The following is an 18995-nucleotide window of genomic DNA, read 5'->3' as shown; positions in this document are numbered from 1 at the left end:
CTTATTTCTCCTTAATTTTTTCGCGGATGAAGTCCATCAATTGTTCCGGCGGGATATAGTTCCCTTTATCATCCGTCATGATTTCTTCTAAGGAAGCCTCACCTGTTTTATCGGTAAGAATTTCCGCAATGTTGTTGTCGGTATTAACCAGTGCTCTTGTTTTGTTGAATTCGTCATCACTGATCCAACCTGCTCGGCGAGCAGTAACTAGAATTCGATTGGCTGTATCTGGAAGTGACATTACCCCTTGCCCAACAGGAGCAAAACTCCCATCTGGTGAAGCTAAGAATAAAGCTGGGTAGGTGACGACACCTAGCTGTTCGGCATGGCCGTTATCTACTTTGAACTCGGGGAAAATGTTTCCTGGGAAAGGGGTGCCGTCAGAAGATACTGCCACGACAGTAAATCCATATCCTTGCTCAAGCATTTTGACTATTGGAGCCTGTATTTCGCACATTTCGCAGTTTGGCTGGTAGAAGAAAAATAGACCCATACGACTTGCTACAGTCCCAAGTAATGTCTGCCTTTCCTTCCCAGCCTTACTATCTACTTGCTGAGATGCGAACGTGGCATAAGGTCTTCTGGACACTTCATCAAGATAAGGATCACCTAAAATAGCCAGTTCATATGCATCTTGCGCTTGTTCTGAACGATCCATTGCGAATCGCTGCATGTAAGCAAAAGCTTTAGCGTTCTCAATGGTTGGGTTATCCCACCAAGCATCTTTGTATTTAGGTAAGTTCTCTCTAAACCACGCAGCAGAAAAATATTCAGGTCCTTCACTCTGGGCCATCTGTTCTTGCTCAGGAGGTGGTGGGGGAGGTTGCACTGCTACTGGCTTAGGTTTAGGTACTTCTTTTTCTTCTGGCTCGACTTCATAGAAAAACCATCCTTCCGCCTTTCTATCGTAAAAGCCGGGCCTACTGTCTTCTGCTACGGAGATATTTGGCATTGAGGCTATCAATGCCAGCGCTAAAGTAGCTTTCTTTAAAGTCTTGTTGTTCATGTCACCACACATATTTTCCCATTCAGGCATATGGTAACGGGGGGGAGGATTAAGGAATGCATCTGAAACCTCCCATTTAGGGCAATTAGGGGAGGTTTTATTGTTGTATTTTTGGTCGATTAGGCTGTTTTTATGTGTTCTGACTGATTGTTAGTTGCTTCTTCCTGCTGAATCTTTTCAAGTTGACGCTTATGGGTGATGTACCTGATCACCATTTCCACTGAAGCGTTAAGCGCAAGTGCTCGCATGGCTCTCGTGCTTGCAACGTAAAGTAGATTGATCTCATCATCCCGTGCCTCAGGTTCTAGCTCGGGGTCCAAAACGTCAGGGAAGTCATCAAATAGTTGGACATAATCCCACTCCAGTCCCTTTGCTCTATGACTGGTAGACACAGTGACATTTGCAACCAATTCGTCTTTTACGGTGTTAAGGCGTAATATCGCAAGATGTTCAGGAAGATCTTCGTAGGCTTCGATAATTGCCATCGCTCTAAACATCTCGTTGTCTTGAGTCGCACGAGCTATCTCGGTGAACTCTTGATAGTCCTCATAATCATTAAGTATCTGCTTGTTTCTGACACGTTCTCTTTCTTCACGTGAGAACCAAAAGATATCTTCCAGATAGTCGATTTGGTAAGACTCTATACCACCAGCCCAGAAAACTTTATGTCCCGCACCTGTGTAGCCCAAAGCAGTTTGAATAACTCCCATTACCGTGCGGTGTAACACAGCATGATGCCCGATATTTTGAGGTAGCATCATAAGAACCTGATCTTTAGCTCCGCGCCCAATTACCGGCTTGGTCTCTCCTTTTAGTTCGAGAAGGGCATTAGCAACCATCGCTACATTAGGCCCAAATCGGAAACTATGTGTGAGGTAGAGTTGATCTGCGTTCGAGAAGCGGGGGTTATTCATCGCATCATTTGCACCTCTGAAACGATAGATTTGCTGGTGGACGTCTCCAACAAGAATAGTCCTTGAGCGCTGCCTAATTACAATGTCACTAGTTACTGGGTTAGCGTCCTGTGCTTCATCAAAGAGGATTACCTGGTATCTCAATGATAAATTGGGGTGAGATAATTGGTACAGCTTTAAGTATCCATCATGAACCATAGGGAAAGGATCTTGAGGTTCACACATCCTCTTCCAAATATCTTCTGCACTTTGAACGACTTCTATTACGTATCTCTCTTGCTTTGTTGTTAGTAGTAATCCAGTATCTGCTCTTTCGAAATGGTCATACAGAATTTGGTCATCTGCGCTGCACATAAATGCATTTAGCGTATCCAGGCAGTCTCTTGCAAGAGTCCAGTTTTTTGTGTTTAACGCTTGTGCTATATCGGTCAGGCGAATGTTTCCCACTAATTTGTGCGCAAACATACGTCCAACAGATGCGAATGCTAGTTGATGAGAGGTTTTGCACGTAACATTTCGGGGAAACTTTTCCGCAGCTTCATCTCTTATCGCTCGGTTGTACGCGATATACAGCATTCTTAGGCGAGGATTAGCAAGAGCATATTTGATGAGGGTTGTTGTCTTTCCCGTGCCAGCATAGGCCCTAACTATCAGTTGGTTTCCTTGATAGTTGGTGATTCGGGCTTGCTCTGGGGTATCAGGTGGTAATGTTTTGTTCATCGCGTGTACTTCACTATGGGAACGCCCCAGAATAAAATCCGGGGCTTACGATGGAATTAGTTGGACGTTTCTTTAAGGTCACGAACTAGCCGCAGATATATATTAGATTGTGCTAACGATGCGAACTCAGTTCCTTCATTGAAATCAATAACTCGCGCTTTCAACTGAGGGTTAACCTTGCTGTCAGGAGTGTTTGACCAATAAAGTACTTTTGGGGTGCTTTTGAATACCTCCAATCTGATCGCAGGAGCTGAGCATGACCTTTCGACAATGGAACCAAGCTCTTTAATGTTGGGTAGTCTCCAGTCAGAGTACCCTAGTAAATTGCTGCTGTTAGCGTCGTCCACAGCTAGTAACGCATCAGACCAAGTAGGAAATGATTTTAGAGTTCCAATGCAGTTATCGGCACTATATCTTTGTCCCATAGTGCAAGTGGTCCACATCAAGCCTGTTGCGGCGTCAGTAACTGTGCCGTCTTTATGTACTGTAAATTGCTCTATATTGGTGGTGGGAGCGATAATATCTGACTTACAAGTCTGTGCGTAAGTTTGAGTTGATATCCCTACAAGACAAAGAATGCTTGCCGCAACGGTTAGTTTGGACTTCATCACTGTTTCCCTCCTCTTGCTAAACGAATGCTCGCCGAGTTGCTTTGTTTATGACACAACTTAGCTTGTCCATTGCTTGAGTCCATGCACCATGCTGTACCTTCACCATTTGAACTCGGGGTTCCAGACCAAATCGGTGCGCCACCTTCGTAGTTATAGAAATAGTCGGTATCGAGCAGTGTTTGACTGTTTTCATAATTGGCAATAGAACGTAGCTCTTCAATGGAAGGTAATCGCCAATCTTTATAGCCACAAACGGCTAGCTCGTTGGCCGCACGAATGTAGTCATCGGTACTACATGATGTGACTTTTACATAGCCAGCGTTATCTGTCGTAGGGAACGCGCATTGTGCCTTATCGTGAACAGGAGCATTACGGTTTTGGAATTCTAGTGAAGCGCCACCAGCACTGCCACCGTCATTAGTTCTATCTTTGCTGTACCAGGTGTATAGGTAGTTTTTAGCTTGCCAGTTTTGATGCCAGTGATAATAAGGGTAAGGAACATAATCCTTTGAGCTTGGGTTTCTGCTGGCACGCCAAGCATCATTTACTAGGGCTTTGAATTCTGCTTCCGAAAGTGAAGATGGAATATCAGTAATTGCATCACCTTTGTTTTCCCAGACGATCCCTGTTCGGTTATCCAAGACACATGACCATGCCGTCGCTGTATGAGGAAGGTGGTTTCCGGAAACGTCTAATTTTGTAAAAGAGAAACCTGCATAACCATCTAAGTAGTTTGGTGAGTCAGTATCAGCGCCAAATTCAGCATCTTGCCCAGGAAGATCATTAGGTGCGCCTTGGGCATCGAAGTCATTCCCATTTACATATCTGGTGACGCCAGTATCGTTTAACACTAAGTCTCCAAGGATAATAACACTGGTCTCAAACTGTTTGCTGAGTGTGGCATTGTTAGCCTCGGTAAGTTTAATTTTTATTGTTTCACCGCCTTCGGGAACGTCATCTTGAACAATATTTAACTCAAGAAACTGCTCAGTAGTTCCAGCCGGGAAAACAATAGTGCTGTCACTGATGACACTATAATCTTGGCCGTTAATAGCTAATCCACTGAGTTCGTAACTGACGCTTACATCTTTTCCTGATGAAGTGTTTAGTTGTAGCGGAATTTTAACGCGACCACTTCCTTCTGATGTGGTTCTGATTTCTGAGGTAAATGATATTTCTGGAGAGGAGTCATCATTGGTGATTGTTACGGTAGCAGTATCTCTCTCTATGCTGGAGGCACCAGAAACATCGAAAATTTGAACGGAGAATGTTTCATCATATTCATCCTTTACATCACCAATGATAGGGATGATCAAATCAACCCGAGTAACGCCATCTTGAAGCTCAAATTCTCCAACAGTTTCCAGGTAATCTTGATCTGATAATGCAGTTCCAGGGGTAGTTCGGTATTTACCTTTAATTACACCATCTTTACCACCGCTACGAGTAACACGCACTTTGGCATCACTGTTACCTGAATTTCCTTCTTTTATCGAGATGTTATCAATTTTAATAGAGCCAGATTTTGTTCCTGGGTTGGTGTTTGTATTGGAACTACTTCCTCCATCTTCTCCACCGGAACCACATCCGCTTAATGCTGCAATCAAAGCAATTGCCAATGCTGAACGTTTCATTAATGTATTGCCCTCTTTAATTAGACCTGTTTGAGGTTTCCAGTCTAATAGGGTAGGTGCATAGATTATGACTCTGTATCAGCCCATTTTGGGCAAATACGTCGCAAAGGTTAGAGACTTCGTGTAATGGTCCATTTTGGGCAGTTTGGGAGTGGAAAAATGGAGTAACGAAAAGGAAAATCTAATCGTCAATTTGGTTTCGCGCTGAAAGATGCTCAAATCTCTGACCAGTCCTTCGACTAGACCGCCCTGTGAAAAAGGTGTTTTTATCTAAACCAATATGTTTCGTGTAAACCGGAGCGATGTTAGGTAATCAGGGCATCCTATAAACTCGCTCTATTGGAGTTGACATGAAAAACCTATCTAATGACGTAACTTTTGCCTCTAAAGAGGCTGCAAATTCATTTGCTGATAACCTTTCCTCAGTTTTGAAACAAGACCATAGCATCTCGCTCAAACCAATAAAACTGCTTCACGCCACGGCTAAATGTCTCGGGTATAAAAACTGGAATCACTGGTGTGGCTCTGCATTTAGCTCCAAATCTGATCTCATGTATTTATCAGGTGATAATGGGGATGATGAATTCTTTGTTTCTCATGAGGAGCGCACTCCAATTCAGTTCTTAGATGCGTCTTGTATTGATGAAGTTAGAGCTAACGATAGCGAAATAGCTTATTTATGTGGTAGTAAGGTGCTGTCTACACTAGAAAAAGCTATCGAGCATATGAGGCCGGATGACGAGTACGACTTCCATATCGAAAACTATGGAGGTGTGATCCATTCATTTGTTGTTGCCAAGCGTTTTATGATGACTCACGAAGAGATCGCGGAGCGAGCAAAGTTATCCATTTTATCGCAATTAAAGCGTGAACCTGATTCTTATGAACTGAAAAAACAATCTCAGCTTGATTATTTTGGGGTCTATGATAACCCTCGTCTTAATACACTTTACTACCGTCTCGATAATGCCATTGGTGCTTTTTTTAATGAGGAACTGGAGCACAGCATTGGCTTTCACTATTTTTCTCCCGTGGAGCAATTCGCTTACTTTGATAGTGAAGGCAATCATAAGGTAATGGATCGAGATGAGCTTATGGAATTTTTAAGTTCTATTGAAGGAAACATCCCTGTATTGGCTGGTGTTTACAGACCTCTCTTTGGATAGGCTCCACTATCAAATTGCGTAATTACCAACCATCCGGAAATTCCGGATGGTTGGATTTTGAACAGATGGATTTTGGTTCCCTCATCTATGAGGGAACCAAATTTATGTGTGTGAATGTATCAGTTCTCTGCCTGATTGCCCTCAACGGGCAGTTCTACAGTGTGTCATTTGATATGTACTTGCTATCATTCTGGGGTCATTACGATTTCGCGCTGAAATATGCTCAAGTCCTTGACCAGTCTTTTGACTAGACCGCCCTGTGAAACAGGTGATTTTATCTTTGCAAATGTCTAACCGTGTTAATGCAGATTCATTTAACTGGGGGCTTGGCAGGTAATCAGGGCAACCTTTCATAGATACCCCGTTAATTTGGAGTTGCTTTAATATGAAAACTACCACGATATCGTTTGGCTCGAAATCAAACGCTGAATATCTCGCAAGAAAACTGTCATCAACATTGAAAGATGATTTTAATGTTTCGCTGAAACCAATCAAACTCCTTCATGCACTAGCTAAGGCTCAGGGTTATAAAAATTGGAACCACTGGGCTGGGGCTGGGCTTTCTGAAAATACAGATCAAGCTTTAACTGAGCGACCACCTATCGCTTATGACTTAGATCTTCCTGTGCCTTTTTTAAAACGAGCTCCGGTTGATGCGAATCCTGACGCGGCAACATCCTATATAGTTGAAATATTGGATATTAATCTTTTTGACTCAGTACGAGTTATGTCAAACGAATTATCCGCCGAGCTTTGTGAGAGGAGAAGAAAAGCATACTCGGAAAACCCCAGCATCACAGCAGGTTCAATGACTGTGTACACAGTGGTTATAACAGGCAAACGCTACACTAATGGACGCGGAGGTTATTGGTACTATGACCCTGAGGTTAAGTATTTTCACCTTCCAAAGGATTCTGATTCAGGTACTTTTGTCACTGAAAAATATTTGAATGAATTGAGGAGCGTTCAGTCCAATACAGTTGTCGAAATGATGCCGCCTGAATACGATGGTTTAGGTCATGCTGTTATTTGCGACAAGTGTGGTTTGAATTACGTGCCAAACTTGGCTGAGGATAGAGTTCTACATCATCAGTTCTGTACTCTATTGTCTTCTGCTAGTGAGTATTTCGGGAGACCTTTGTTTACTTATGAAATGTTTGAAAAGGCCAAATCCGTTCAATTGAACGATCCTAATCCAACTATCGCTGACCAAGCTGCTTTATATAAAAACAAATTGTGGGGATATTTTTCTCGCTCAGTGCAAGCCTGGATGAGGCAACGTGATTTTAAGGAACATCCTCCCTTTTTTGTTTACTCACAAGCAATGATAGCTTCGGACTTGGATGATGGTCACGTGTCTCATGATGTAGCTCAGTATGTTGCTAAAGATATGGGAATTGAGCATCTTGAACAATCTCCAGCAATGCCAAGCGGCTCATCGTATTGGGCTATTGACGACAACATCTAACAATCCTTAAAAGCATCAGTTGTTCGGTTTAACCGAACAACTGATATCAATTTCTTCTGTCTTCGTTTTACGTTGAATCTTCTTTATTTAACTTTTTGGGAGCTATCTGCTCTATTTGTCGGCCAGCGAACGTGCCAAGGATAGTTGAGCTTTGTTTGTCCGAGCGTTGCTTTCTCTCCACTGCGGCCACAAACGAAGCGATCTGTCCAGCCTTGAAGGGTTCATCTTGTACCACGATGATCGGCAACGGAGCAGTCATGGTTTTCTGCCCAGAGAGTTTTACCACATTGGCCGCTGGCTGTACTTTAACATCCCGACGAATTCTCAGTGTCATATCAGGGGCGCTGGCGACTTTCTTGATGAGCTGGGTCAGGGGCAACTCGTTCTCAGGGTTGGCTCGCTCCAGTTCTTTGATCATTTGGCTTATTAGTACTGCTTTGTCCGGTTGGTGCAAAGCATCTTTTCTCTGCCAACTGAACTTCACTGATTTGACGTCCGCATCGACTAGGCAGTGGATTTGTCTGTAGAGATGTTTTGTCATGACGCCGGGGCAGTTGTCATGGATTGCCTTGAACCGTGCTTGCCGGGTTTCGTTTTCAGTGATCACCAACTCCTCGATGTCGGCCTTGCTTTGGTTGATGCTATGTACCAACTGAACAATCTCAGCGCTGTTGGGATTAGAGGGCAGCAGGTGGATCACGCCAACATAACGTCTGGCAGATTTCTGTGAGTAGGGGTGTTTGATGTGCAGATCCACGTAGCCTTCACCCGCCAGCTTCATAGCGGCCATGCCGGAATGGTGCTCGGGCATGATGAGTTTTATTACCTCATGCTCATTGCCTTTATGTACTGGAGGTATCCGGCTCACTATCGCCATGCTTGGCATAGTGCTCGTTAGTAGTTTGTTCAGACGAGACAGATTAAATGTCACGTCGTCAAAGAGCGTTTTTATCTGGCTCATCATTTATTCCTTGCGTTGTTCTGACGGATCATTGATTACATTTTAGCCGTTTTTAGACCATCATGCAAAGTGGGGTATAAGCCTCGGTCGTCGCTAACGCTCCTCCTTCGGCTTTGTTGAGCCGGGGCTCGCCCCCGAATTTAGAAAGAGAGAGATAAATAGAGAAAAAGAGAGAAAAAAAGAGAGGTCTAGCAAGGTGGTTAGGGGGGGGGTGTACTTTCAGTTTTCTCGGTGGTGGAGGGGATTGGAGCTGTATCCGGTATTGCATGATGGTCTAAATTGCTATGTTTATGGGATTATATTATGATACTGTGAGTTGAGTTAAACAGAGGGGAGAATGAATGTCGCAAGTGCATAGCGAAATCCGCAAGGCAGTTCAGGTAATAGAGGCGGCTAGATATCGTATGGGTGTTGCCGAGTTTGTTTATACATTTATCGACCACTGGGCATATCAGCAGACCGGGCTGTACCCTCCATCATCAAAAATGCCAAAAGAACTGGAACCTACGGCTATCGAATTATCGCATATCTTGAGTGCGGCCATGAGAAACTATCCTGGTATTGACGTTCTCGGCATGTTTTTCTCCGAGTGTGGTTACTACAAACAAGGACAAAACTTCTTTCCTACTCCACCAGAGCTGGGGCGTTTACTCGCAGCACTCGTAGGATCGCCTAGTGACCATCACAATCAAGAACTTTCTTTCTATGAGCCATGCTCCGGCACTGGAGCGATTGCGATGAAGTGGATAATGGACAAGATTCATAACGACGGTAAAGAAACGTTGGAGCAAAGCGTTTTAGTGCTTGAAGACGTTGATCGTACTATGTGTAAGGCAGCGTTGATTCAGATTATTAATCTTCTAAGTAACCTTGAGGTGAAGGTTAGAAAGTTGAGTATTAATGCTGTTGATGTACTAAGCCGTGCGCCCAAAGGCTTAGTGTATATCCTTGAACCTCAACCTTTAACCTATCTAGATAAAGTAGGTTAAGCATGTCTGGCCTTCATTCATCCCGAAACTTGCCCTTTATGGGCATTTTGGAATACCGAACCGCCACGATAGCCTGTGTAAAATCGAATTCTTATCATAACGCAGTGGAGAAGTATCATATGCCCTCATTATCTATAACTTATTCTATGGAATGCACATCCCAACTTGAAGATACTGGCGAATTTGCCTCTGTCTACAAAGGGGAGGTGTTCAGTTTTGACCACAATTCTGATGAAGAAGTAAAAGTTGGGTGCGTCCAATTTACACTAATTAACGTTTATCATGCTATAGATGAATGGGGAGACATTCATGAAGCTTTAGACCTTGAGGCTCGTCTCTACAATTACTCTTGTTTATTCTCAGATCATAACGAATTTTCTGATTGTATTGCAGATGCAGGCATGGATCTGGAAGAACTACAGGTCTTAATCGTTGATCACATTTGTTTAAAAGAAGAATTCCGTGGCCTTGGAGTGACACAACAAATCATTTCAGATGCTGAACGACGTTTTGCTCATAATAGAGGCTTGACCGTTCTTATGTGTGTTCCTTTACAGTTTACTAACTTTACTGATGATCCTTATATTGCTGAACAGGTTTCTTCTTTCAATGAAAACTTCGAAACAAGCCAATATAAATTAGAGTGTTTCTACAGAACTATCGGGTTTAGACCGATAGTTCCTGACCCAGAAGATAGTAATAGTGCGCATTTTATGGCTCGTCCATCAAGCGTTGACTATTACAAAGTTTTATCTGACGACACGGAAAATAAGAACTTATAAAAATCTCATCATTATAGGACCTATCATGCAGAGCGACTTTTTTTCTAATCTATTTATTGGCGCTTTTGGAGAGCTTCTAAATCAACCGACAACGTGGATGTTGATTTTGGCTGTAACACTATTATTTGTTGCCAAAGTATTTTCACGCCATATCAAAGGGAAAATAGGCGAGTGGGCTTTATCAAAAATATTAAATAAAAAATGTGGTAATAACTGCATAGTACTTGATGATGTTACTCTTGAAGTTTCCGATGGAGATACTACTCAGGTGGACCATGTTGTTATTTCCCCAACTGGAATATTTGTCGTTGAAACAAAACATTATAAAGGCTGGATTTATGGCAAGGAATCAGATCAATTTTGGACTCAAAAGATATTTAAACGTAGCTACAAGTTTCAAAATCCGTTCAGACAAAACTATAAGCATGTGAAAGCAATTCAATCTCTTTTGCCTAGCATTCCCCAGGAAGCGTTCTACTCGATTGTAGTTATGGTAGGTGAGTGCGAATGGAGGAGTAAAAACACACCACAGCTACTATTCACATCCGGTTGGAAGGCCGCAGATTATATTTATGAACAATCCAAGGAAAGCTCTTTTATCGACATTAATAGTGTTTATGAGAGTCTAGAGTCTGCACGTTTAGAAAAGGGGCTTAAAACTAACTTTAAGCATGTGAAAAACCTCAAAGCTAAACATCGTGCTTGAACTTAGCACTCAGGGCAGTGTAGTAGCGGTTTGCATCCTACACTGCCATCAGTCACACTCCTTTTCATGTTCTTTGTGAACGGCTCTTTTCATTGTGGCAGGGTGAACATAAAGGTTTGCTTTACTCTCATCACTATCAAGAATCTCAATATAGAAATGACCATGTTCTTCGGCCAACGCTGGTATTTGCTTCCATTTTGAAGAGTTTACAGATAGAGCAATTGGGGCTACTTGCTTCCCATTATCGTCAAAGCCATTATCAATGTGATCAGCTGTCGCTGAACAACAAAGATTGAAACTTTTCTGTTACGCGGGGCAGATTGCTACGTGACACTATAGCAAAGAACTGACAATAAAGATCAAAACTCAATTTCACTCAATAGGCCAACTCAAAGCAAGAAGTAACAATAAAGTTCGAAACTTTTCGACGCTTTTTGTCATAGTTTGTCTTTTGCTGTAGCAAGCTTTTGCCCCATTATTGGTTTCGTCTAACAAATTTGCGATTTCAATCAGTCGCAATTTACCCAAATATAACTCATGTGACGTTAATAATAGTTATGCGGTGAGAGTGAAATTTTAATTGGATTGGTAAGTCGTTTCGGGACATAATCACGTTAGACCTATTACTCTAGTCTCGATGCTTCGGATAAAGTTTAGTATTGCAAACCTTCTGGGTGAGCTATTTACAGGAAAGCCAACACTACTTTAAGCTGTTCGATTCATAATTCACTTTCAGTTTGCATGTTTCGGAGCATTCCGATCACCCATTTCCGCTGTTTTTCAAGCTAGTTGCTTCGACAAAAAACTATTTTTTACTGTCACACTTCGATCTTCACATTCGTTCTATTAGATAACAGCACAAAAAATCTTATCTGAGGAGAATGATATGTTATTCAATCAAACCAAACTAAAAAAGCTACTAACTCACTCTGCCATAGCTGTAGCGATGCTTACGTCCTCGCAGGCGGCTTTCGCTCATTGTGACACTATGGAAGGCCCAGTAATCAAGACAGCTCAGGCAGCTCTAGATAAAGGTGACGTAACACCATTATTAAAGTGGGTAGAGCCAGCGGAAGAACAAAATATCGTACACGCATTTGAAACAACATTAGAAGTCAGAGAAGAGTCTTCACAGGCAAAAGACCTTGCGGATATGTACTTTTATGAAACTCTTGTTCGCATTCATCGAGCTGGTGAAGGTGCACCGTACACAGGCTTGAAACCTAGTGTGGAAATTGACCCTGCGGTTGCTCTTGCAGATAAGGCATTGGATTCTGGCTCAGTAGATAAGCTTGTCAAAATTTTAACTAAAGCGATGGAAAATGGTATTCGTGAGCGTTTTGCGCATGCATCTAACAACCAGAAACACGCAGATGATAGCGTTGATGAAGGTCGCGAATTCATTGAGAGTTATGTTGGGTTTACTCACTACGTTGAAGGTCTGCATGGTCTCATTAAAGGTGGTGCAGCTAACCACAGTGAACACTAATCCCATGAATAACCTTAGCTATAGACTGAAATAAGATTGTTAGGCTGGCAACTGCATACCTTGTTGTCAGCCTTCTATTATTAAGACAGGAATCAGATCCTATTATAGTTTGTTGGGGACTTAGAGCATGACAGACGAGAAGCTAATGCTGGCTTATGCTAACGGTAACTTATCAGCATTTCAGACTCTATATCAAAGGCATAAAAGCCGTATATTTGGTTTTCTCCTGAATAAATTAAGAAATAAGGAAGAGGCAGAAGAAGTATTTCAAACCGTTTTCGTTAAGCTACACACATCGAGAGAAAAGTATCACGAAGAAATTCCTTTTCTACCCTGGGTATTCACTATTTCAAGAAATGCTGTAATAGACCATGTAAGAAAACACGAAACGTATACAAAACACGTTGATTCTTACACTGAACACTTAGAGTTGAACAACGACAGTGAAACCTCTAACTACAACGATTTCGATGTAGACCAGCTTTCCTGTTTAACCAGCAGCCAACGGGATGCGTTGTCGCTTCGTTTCAATGAAGGCTTAACATTCAGAGAAATTGCAGAACAGACACAAACCTCGGTGATAAATTCTCGACAGATAGTAAGCAGAGCAATAAAAAAATTACGCTCCCTTATGAAAGATAAAGGATAACAGCATGAATATGAACAATGACGAGAAAAATGCGTTCAGAGACTTCGTAAAGTTCCTAAAAACAAAGCCTGTTGTACCAGACCGGCGAGTCGATGATGCTATTCTTCAAATGGTAGAAAAAGACCTTTGCCTTCCAGTTTGGCAAATCTACGCAAAAATGCTTTTCATCAGTGTGAGTACTGGACTGATGTCACTTACAGTTTGTCCTCAATTTGGCATAGGACAAGAGACTTTTATTTTCCAAAGCCTTCATGCTACTGGCTCCGATATTGTACTTCATCTTTTTTGCGGTCTATTTTTTGTAACCGTTGGAGCATCAGTTAGTGCAGCAGTTTTGAAAAGAAGTGAAATTCAAGCAATTAGCCAGCTGAAATATGCCTTTTTCCTCGGATATAGCTTTGTTTCTTTCACGTTACTTATCGCTTTCGGAAAGGATGCTTTTGTTATTAGCTCCTTATTCTGGGTATTAGGGGCAATCCTAGGCAATATACTAGGGTTTGAATCAGTCGTTAAATTGAGGCTTGCGTGGGAGTAATCCACTGGTTTGGCAGACACTTTTTCTTCAGGAGTTGGCGTTCAAGGTACTAGCACCAAAACCATCAAGTCTTGCGTGATGCTTGCTACTGGGAGATTCCGAGTATCTTGCAATGACTGTTTATCATTAGCCTGATTTGGACAAAATTACTGACGCAATCTGCAGCTGAGTTTTAGCTCTAACACGCAAAGGGACAACTTAGCGATTGAACTTACTCAGCAACTTCGTAAATCTGCAACGGTTGACTGGCAAAAGCGCGAAAGCGTTCGCGCTCGTATGCGTAACCTAGTACGCCGACTGCTGCGTCGATGGAAATATCCACCTGATGCCGCAGAGGAAGCCATCAAGCTTGTGTTAGAACAAGCAGAAGTTCTAGCTGACGGCTGGTATAAGTAATAACAAAGGCAAGGTTTATACCTTGCCTTTTGAATATCTATGCACTTTTCATTTGATTAAAAATCAACGAGCCGCTCTTTTCGGTCAAAAATAGTAATCAAAATGGAATAAATTAGAGCTAATGATCTAAGTAATTTCTGTCCAAAAAGGGGTCACACGACGATTCGGAAAATATTGTACGCTAAGAGCATAACATAATGACTTTAAACGATTAATTATCCAGTTCTGGCCATATGTAATCTCCCGTTAAATTTATATGTTCCCACCCTAAAGGAGATAAGTGGCTAAGCAATGCATCATCGATGATTTCCCCACGGCTGCGGAGTGTTTCTAATGCCTGACTGATGTACTCTGTATTCCATAAAATAATTGCAGCAACAACCAGATTAAGCCCACTGGCGCGGTAACGTTGGTTTTCAAAGCTCCGGTCTCTTAATTCCCCCAATCGGTTAAAGAAAACTGCCCGAGAAAGAGCATTTTTCGCTTCACCTTTATTAAGGCCAGCCTGAACTCGACGTCTAAGATTAATATCTTGCATCCACTCCAGAGTAAATAAAGTGCGTTCTATACGCCCTAACTCCCGCAATGCCAGTGCCAATCCGTTTTGACGGGGATAGCTACCGAGCTTTCTCAGCATCAGAGAAGCTGTGACCACTCCCTTTCCGATTGATGCAGATAATCTGAGGATATCGTCCCAATGCAAGGCGATATAATCAAAGTTCACATCCCCACCAATTAGCCCTCCTAATGTCGGATAATCCGATTTGTTACCGGCTATATACAGACGCTTATCTGAAAGATCACGTATTCGTGGAGCAAATTTGAATCCCAATATTGGCATGAGTGCAAATACATGATCAGTGAATCCAGCGGTATCCGTATAATGTTCTTCAATGTTGAGTTCAGATTCATGGTTAAGAAGGCCATCCAGTACATAGGTGGCATCTCTCGCAGGGGAGTTGATGATCCGGGTATGAAACGGCGCATAGTGGTCTGAAATGTGAGTATAAAAAATACTTCCCGGCTCTGAGCCATATTTAGCATTAAAGTGTCCCTTGGATTCTCCCCGACCTCCCGCATTAAATCGCTGCCCATCCGAAGAGGATGTCGTACCATCACCCCACCATTGAGAAAAATGATGTTGATGCTGTGCATTTGTCAGCTCAGCCAATGCTTTACTGTAAGTATCGTCTCGAACATGCCAGGCCTGTAACCAAGAGAGTTTAGCGTAAGAAGTACCAGGGCAGGATGAGGCCATTTTTGTCAGACCTAAGTTGATTCCGTCTGCAAGAACAGCAGTCATTAACATTACTCGGTCAGATGCGGGTTGTCCCCCTTTCAAATGAGTAAAATGGCGTGAGAAATCTGTCCATCTGTCTACCTCCAGAAGAAGTTCAGTTATTTTCACTTTAGGCATAAGTGCTGATACCTTCCTAATCAACTTCTCAGCCTCATCTGGAACAGAGTTCGTCAACGGTGTAATGCGCATTCCGCTGGCAGTCACTATCGTACCGGGAAGGTTGTTGTCAGCAGCATGGAGTTCGACTCGTTTCAATGCGGTGACTAGCTGGTTCTTTTTCTGTTCAAGGAATAACTCACCGTCAGTTTCAATATCCAGCCCTAACTCTTGTTGGCTAAACAGTGCGCGATATTTGTCGAGAGGAAGCAGGTAATCTTCAAAGTCCATAAACTGTCGGGAATGACGAACCCATATGTCACCCGAACGAAGCGCATTTTTCAGTTCTGAAAGGACACAAAGTTCATAATACTTTTTATTGATTTCTTCCTCAGTAAAGACAAGGGAGGCCCATCGTTTTCGAATAAAGTCAGTCGGTACGTCTTCGGGTAACTTACGCGCTTTGGTCAGGTTCAGTTTACGAAGGACATTAACCGCATCAAGCAGAGACTGGCTGACTGGAGCCGCCTTTAATTCCAGTGCATCAAGAAACGCCGGAGTGTAACGGCGTAACTGAGGATACGCATCAATAATGAGCGTAAGATGATCAAACTCTGGTTGGCTAAGTTGCTCTGCGCTTTTGATACTATCAAGAAAGACCTGCCAGCCAATGGAGGTTTCAATAGCATCAAATGGATCACTTTTTGATTCTCTGGCTTTCTGAATAAGGCGTCCGGCCTGTGACAGTACCTTTAGTTGCTCATTAATTTGCTTGCCTGAGCTTTGAAACTGTTCAGCATGTTTTCGTCTGGCAACATTCTCTTTACTAGCCATGATTCGGTCATGCATATCTATGAGTTCATCAATCAAAGTGGCTCTTGTATCAAGTACCACAGCCGCCAGTGTTGCGTGTCGTCTTAACGGTTCGAAATCCCTGAGATGTTGTGGTGTCATTTGACCACCTTCACGGGCTATTTTTCTGAGCCTATTTTGATGAACCATTTTTTCCAGACCATCAGGCAGAGATAGTGCCTGAATATATTCAATTCTCTCTATATGTTTTAGAACGTGCTTTGCATTGGGAAAACCATGTGGCTGCCGTAACCAGTTAATAAACGTCTGGCTTTGCTGGTTCCGCATCAGTAGAAGTCGATCCAACTGCTCTTTTTGACCTTCAGACAATTCCGATGTCAGTGCACGATATACTCTCTTCGTTCCGAGAGTGATCGCTTCCGCGCATATCCTTTCCAATACCTCCATGCCAGGAATAACTACCTTTTGGGTGCGTAGATAATCCAACAACGTTTTGGCAAGCACCATACCTGATTCGGTTTGGACCGAAGTCTTTAGTAAATATTGTACGGACAAACGAAAATGGGACAGAGTAAAAGAGGCCATCCCTAACCAGTTCATCAGCTCAGTGAGATGTTCCCTGCGGGTCGTCTTTCTTATCGCATACCTCTTCCAATGTGTTATTGGTACACCGAGTTGTTCACTTACGAAAGACAGCAGGTGGGCTGGAGGTTCTTCATCTGGAGGAATGGGTTTTCCGGGATATCGCAAGTAGCAAAGCTGAATAGCAAACCCAAGTCTATTGTGTTTCCCTCTCCTTTGGTTAATAAGGGCAAGGTCGGCATCGTTAAATAGGTAGTGTCGGACAAGATCATGATGCTCTTGAGGAAATGCCGTTAATGTTTCACGTTCAGATAACGTGAAGAGGGTTTTGCGTGGCAATCTTATTTCCTCCGGTAGCTATGTCAAAAGGACACACACTTAGCTAACCAGATAAATGCCTCAATTAAAACCCGATGCTGACAATCCGGTTTCATAGGTGTGAGGTACGACAGAATCGCTTGGTGATCACACACTGAAAATCAGTATCGTAACTCGGAAATGTCGGATAGGCGACACCTGTTACCAGATGCCGCCCTCCTGAGAACCGTACGTGCAACTTTCACTGCATACGGCTCAAGCCTCCACTAAGGCGTTAGTGTTACCCAGCAATTCACAAAGCTGTTGCAACAGGTTCAAACCATGAGTTACGACCTGTATTTTTCACCTTACGTTCATTGAGAAAACCTTCCCAAAAAGGATCGAACGGGTTCGCTTGACTCATGATTTTTACATGTCGCTTGATTGGCACTTGACCGATTTGAAACAGTCGGATCACGCCATACAGCCCATCCTTTTTAAACCAGCCATGGAAAATCCATTGCCCTTGATAGTTTAGAAAGTACTTGTGTGCGATCCATTTACGCCCCTTGTTTGGGTGACGCCTGACTGACCATCGCCATAACGCTAGAAACACCTGATGGCCAACATAGCCGAAGGTTTGTTTAGCAACACAATGGCGATAGTAATTCGCCCATCCTCGTAGTTTTGGATTCATCATCTTGATGAGATCGGCTACTGGGATTGTTGCGTGTTTTCTGATGACGTCACGCATGTTTCGTAAGAATGATAATACGTTGGACTTGCTCGGTTTAATGAGCAGTTTTCCTTTGTACTTTCTGGCGTTAAAGCCAAGAAAGTCAAAGCCATCATTAATATGAGTCACATGCGTTTTCTCTTCAGAAAGCGTTAAACCTCTTTCTTGTAAGAAAGTCATCAGTTGCGGCTTAATGTCATTCACAAAAACTTCCTTTGAAGACCCAGTGATAACAAAGTCGTCAGCATAACCTATAAAGTTGACTCTGCTGCCTGTTTTGCGAGCGATAGACTTAGTTAACTTTTCTAGTCCGACAAGAGTAAGTAACATCAGGGTGGGTGAAATTATCCCGCCTTGTGGTGTTCCCTCTGCCGTTTTGTAGAACAGCCCCTTGTCTATATAGCCACATCCCAGCCATTGCTTGAGCATCCTTTTGTCTGTCGGGATATTATCAAGTAGCCACTGGTGACCTATCTTGTCAAAACAAGCTTTGATATCCCCCTCAAGAACCCATTGTGCTGCTCCCTTTTTGCATAGGCATTTGAAGCACTGCTGTATTGCATCGGCTGCGCTTCGATTGGGTCTAAACCCATAGCTGTTAGGGTCGGCAATTGTTTCAGATATAGGTTCTAGTGCGAGAAGGTGTAACGCTTGTTGCGCTCGGTCTATCATACACGGGATACCTAATGGTCTAAGCTTGCCGTTTTTCTTTGGGATATAGATTCTTCTGAGCGGTTTGGCTCGATAGCCTTTTCTGCTCAGTAAGCTGACTGCCGCCATTCGACGTGCATCGGTGTTCCAGATGTCGCCGTCAATTCCTGGCGTTTTACTGCCTTTGTTTTGTGATACTCGACGAACAGCGAGAAGTTTTGCTGCTTTCGAGTGAGTCAGTATCCACTGTAGTGCTTTTGCCTTACCGTGTTTACCTTCTCGGATTGCTTTTGCAATGCGCATCTGGAGCCTTAACACATGACGCTCAACCGCTTTCCAGTCGATGGATTGCCATTGGGCGCTGCCAGAAGGGGCACTCACTTCATGAGAAGAGATCATCTGCGTTCCTTCTTAAATAAAGTTTTCCAAATCATCTTGCAATGGGAGACCAGTTGGAAGTGGGCACACTTTCGTGTCAGACATTCGTCTGTATC

General features: G+C 43.0%; 15 protein-coding genes and 1 pseudogene. 9 read left to right on the top strand and 7 right to left on the bottom strand.

What is annotated here, in order from left to right; genetic code table 11:
* Position 1 precedes the first annotated feature (1 nt).
* The 4 genes from traF to DI392_RS13670 form a co-directional block, all read right to left on the bottom strand.
* Positions 2-1006, bottom strand: coding sequence for a conjugal transfer protein TraF (gene traF / locus DI392_RS13685; RefSeq protein WP_245884063.1), 1005 nt, complete (start codon positions 1004-1006; stop codon positions 2-4).
* 119 nt (positions 1007-1125) lie between these two features.
* Positions 1126-2640, bottom strand: coding sequence for a UvrD-helicase domain-containing protein (locus DI392_RS13680; protein WP_014386831.1), 1515 nt, complete (start codon positions 2638-2640; stop codon positions 1126-1128).
* 56 nt (positions 2641-2696) lie between these two features.
* Positions 2697-3248 (bottom strand): Lcl C-terminal domain-containing protein, encoded by a 552-nt coding sequence (locus DI392_RS13675; protein ID WP_014386830.1) that lies wholly within the window; start codon positions 3246-3248, stop codon positions 2697-2699.
* A complete protein-coding gene (locus DI392_RS13670; RefSeq protein WP_046224259.1) occupies positions 3248-4885 on the bottom strand; it encodes an Lcl C-terminal domain-containing protein in 1638 nt (545 codons plus the stop codon). The genes DI392_RS13675 and DI392_RS13670 overlap by 1 nt, the downstream gene beginning before the upstream one ends.
* A gap of 350 nt (positions 4886-5235) precedes the next feature.
* On the opposite strand from DI392_RS13670, the gene DI392_RS13665 reads away from it, so the two are divergent.
* On the top strand, positions 5236-6051 hold the full coding sequence (locus DI392_RS13665) for a hypothetical protein (protein WP_032073040.1): 816 nt from the start codon (positions 5236-5238) through the stop codon (positions 6049-6051).
* 385 nt (positions 6052-6436) lie between these two features.
* Complete coding sequence (locus DI392_RS13655) at positions 6437-7519, top strand: hypothetical protein (protein WP_032073039.1); 1083 nt, start codon at positions 6437-6439, stop codon at positions 7517-7519.
* 67 nt (positions 7520-7586) lie between these two features.
* Here the strand turns inward: DI392_RS13655 and DI392_RS13650 are convergent, their stop codons facing one another.
* Positions 7587-8480, bottom strand: coding sequence for a DNA replication terminus site-binding protein (locus DI392_RS13650; protein ID WP_046225205.1), 894 nt, complete (start codon positions 8478-8480; stop codon positions 7587-7589).
* 341 nt (positions 8481-8821) lie between these two features.
* Here DI392_RS13650 and DI392_RS13645 point away from each other — a divergent pair, with 341 nt between their 5' ends.
* From DI392_RS13645 to DI392_RS13615, 7 genes and pseudogenes are all read left to right on the top strand, one after another.
* Positions 8822-9469, top strand: coding sequence for a restriction endonuclease subunit M (locus DI392_RS13645; RefSeq protein ID WP_109320322.1), 648 nt, complete (start codon positions 8822-8824; stop codon positions 9467-9469).
* 119 nt (positions 9470-9588) lie between these two features.
* Positions 9589-10251, top strand: a complete 663-nt coding sequence (locus DI392_RS13640; RefSeq protein ID WP_109320321.1) for a hypothetical protein — start codon at positions 9589-9591, stop codon at positions 10249-10251.
* Positions 10252-10276: 25 nt separating this feature from the next.
* Positions 10277-10957, top strand: a complete 681-nt coding sequence (locus DI392_RS13635; RefSeq protein ID WP_109320320.1) for a nuclease-related domain-containing protein — start codon at positions 10277-10279, stop codon at positions 10955-10957.
* 886 nt (positions 10958-11843) lie between these two features.
* Positions 11844-12446 (top strand): DUF6448 family protein, encoded by a 603-nt coding sequence (locus DI392_RS13630; protein ID WP_109320319.1) that lies wholly within the window; start codon positions 11844-11846, stop codon positions 12444-12446.
* A gap of 127 nt (positions 12447-12573) precedes the next feature.
* Positions 12574-13095 (top strand): RNA polymerase sigma factor, encoded by a 522-nt coding sequence (locus DI392_RS13625; protein WP_109320318.1) that lies wholly within the window; start codon positions 12574-12576, stop codon positions 13093-13095.
* Between the two features lie 4 nt (positions 13096-13099).
* Complete coding sequence (locus DI392_RS13620; RefSeq protein WP_109320317.1) at positions 13100-13630, top strand: hypothetical protein; 531 nt, start codon at positions 13100-13102, stop codon at positions 13628-13630.
* Positions 13631-13828: 198 nt separating this feature from the next.
* Positions 13829-14026: pseudogene (locus tag DI392_RS13615) on the top strand (type I restriction enzyme endonuclease domain-containing protein); the annotation flags it as partial.
* A gap of 211 nt (positions 14027-14237) precedes the next feature.
* Here the strand turns inward: DI392_RS13615 and DI392_RS13610 are convergent.
* Both DI392_RS13610 and ltrA read right to left on the bottom strand, forming a co-directional pair.
* Positions 14238-17156: a Tn3 family transposase gene (locus DI392_RS13610; protein WP_089139187.1), complete on the bottom strand. Its 2919-nt coding sequence runs from the start codon at positions 17154-17156 to the stop codon at positions 14238-14240.
* A 271-nt stretch (positions 17157-17427) separates the two neighbouring features.
* Complete coding sequence (gene ltrA / locus DI392_RS13605) at positions 17428-18900, bottom strand: group II intron reverse transcriptase/maturase (RefSeq protein WP_089139186.1); 1473 nt, start codon at positions 18898-18900, stop codon at positions 17428-17430.
* Positions 18901-18995 lie beyond the last annotated feature (95 nt).

The organism is Vibrio albus (genome assembly GCF_003144035.1).
Classification (GTDB): domain Bacteria; phylum Pseudomonadota; class Gammaproteobacteria; order Enterobacterales; family Vibrionaceae; genus Vibrio; species Vibrio albus.
This window is presented reverse-complemented; position numbering and strand designations above follow the sequence as displayed.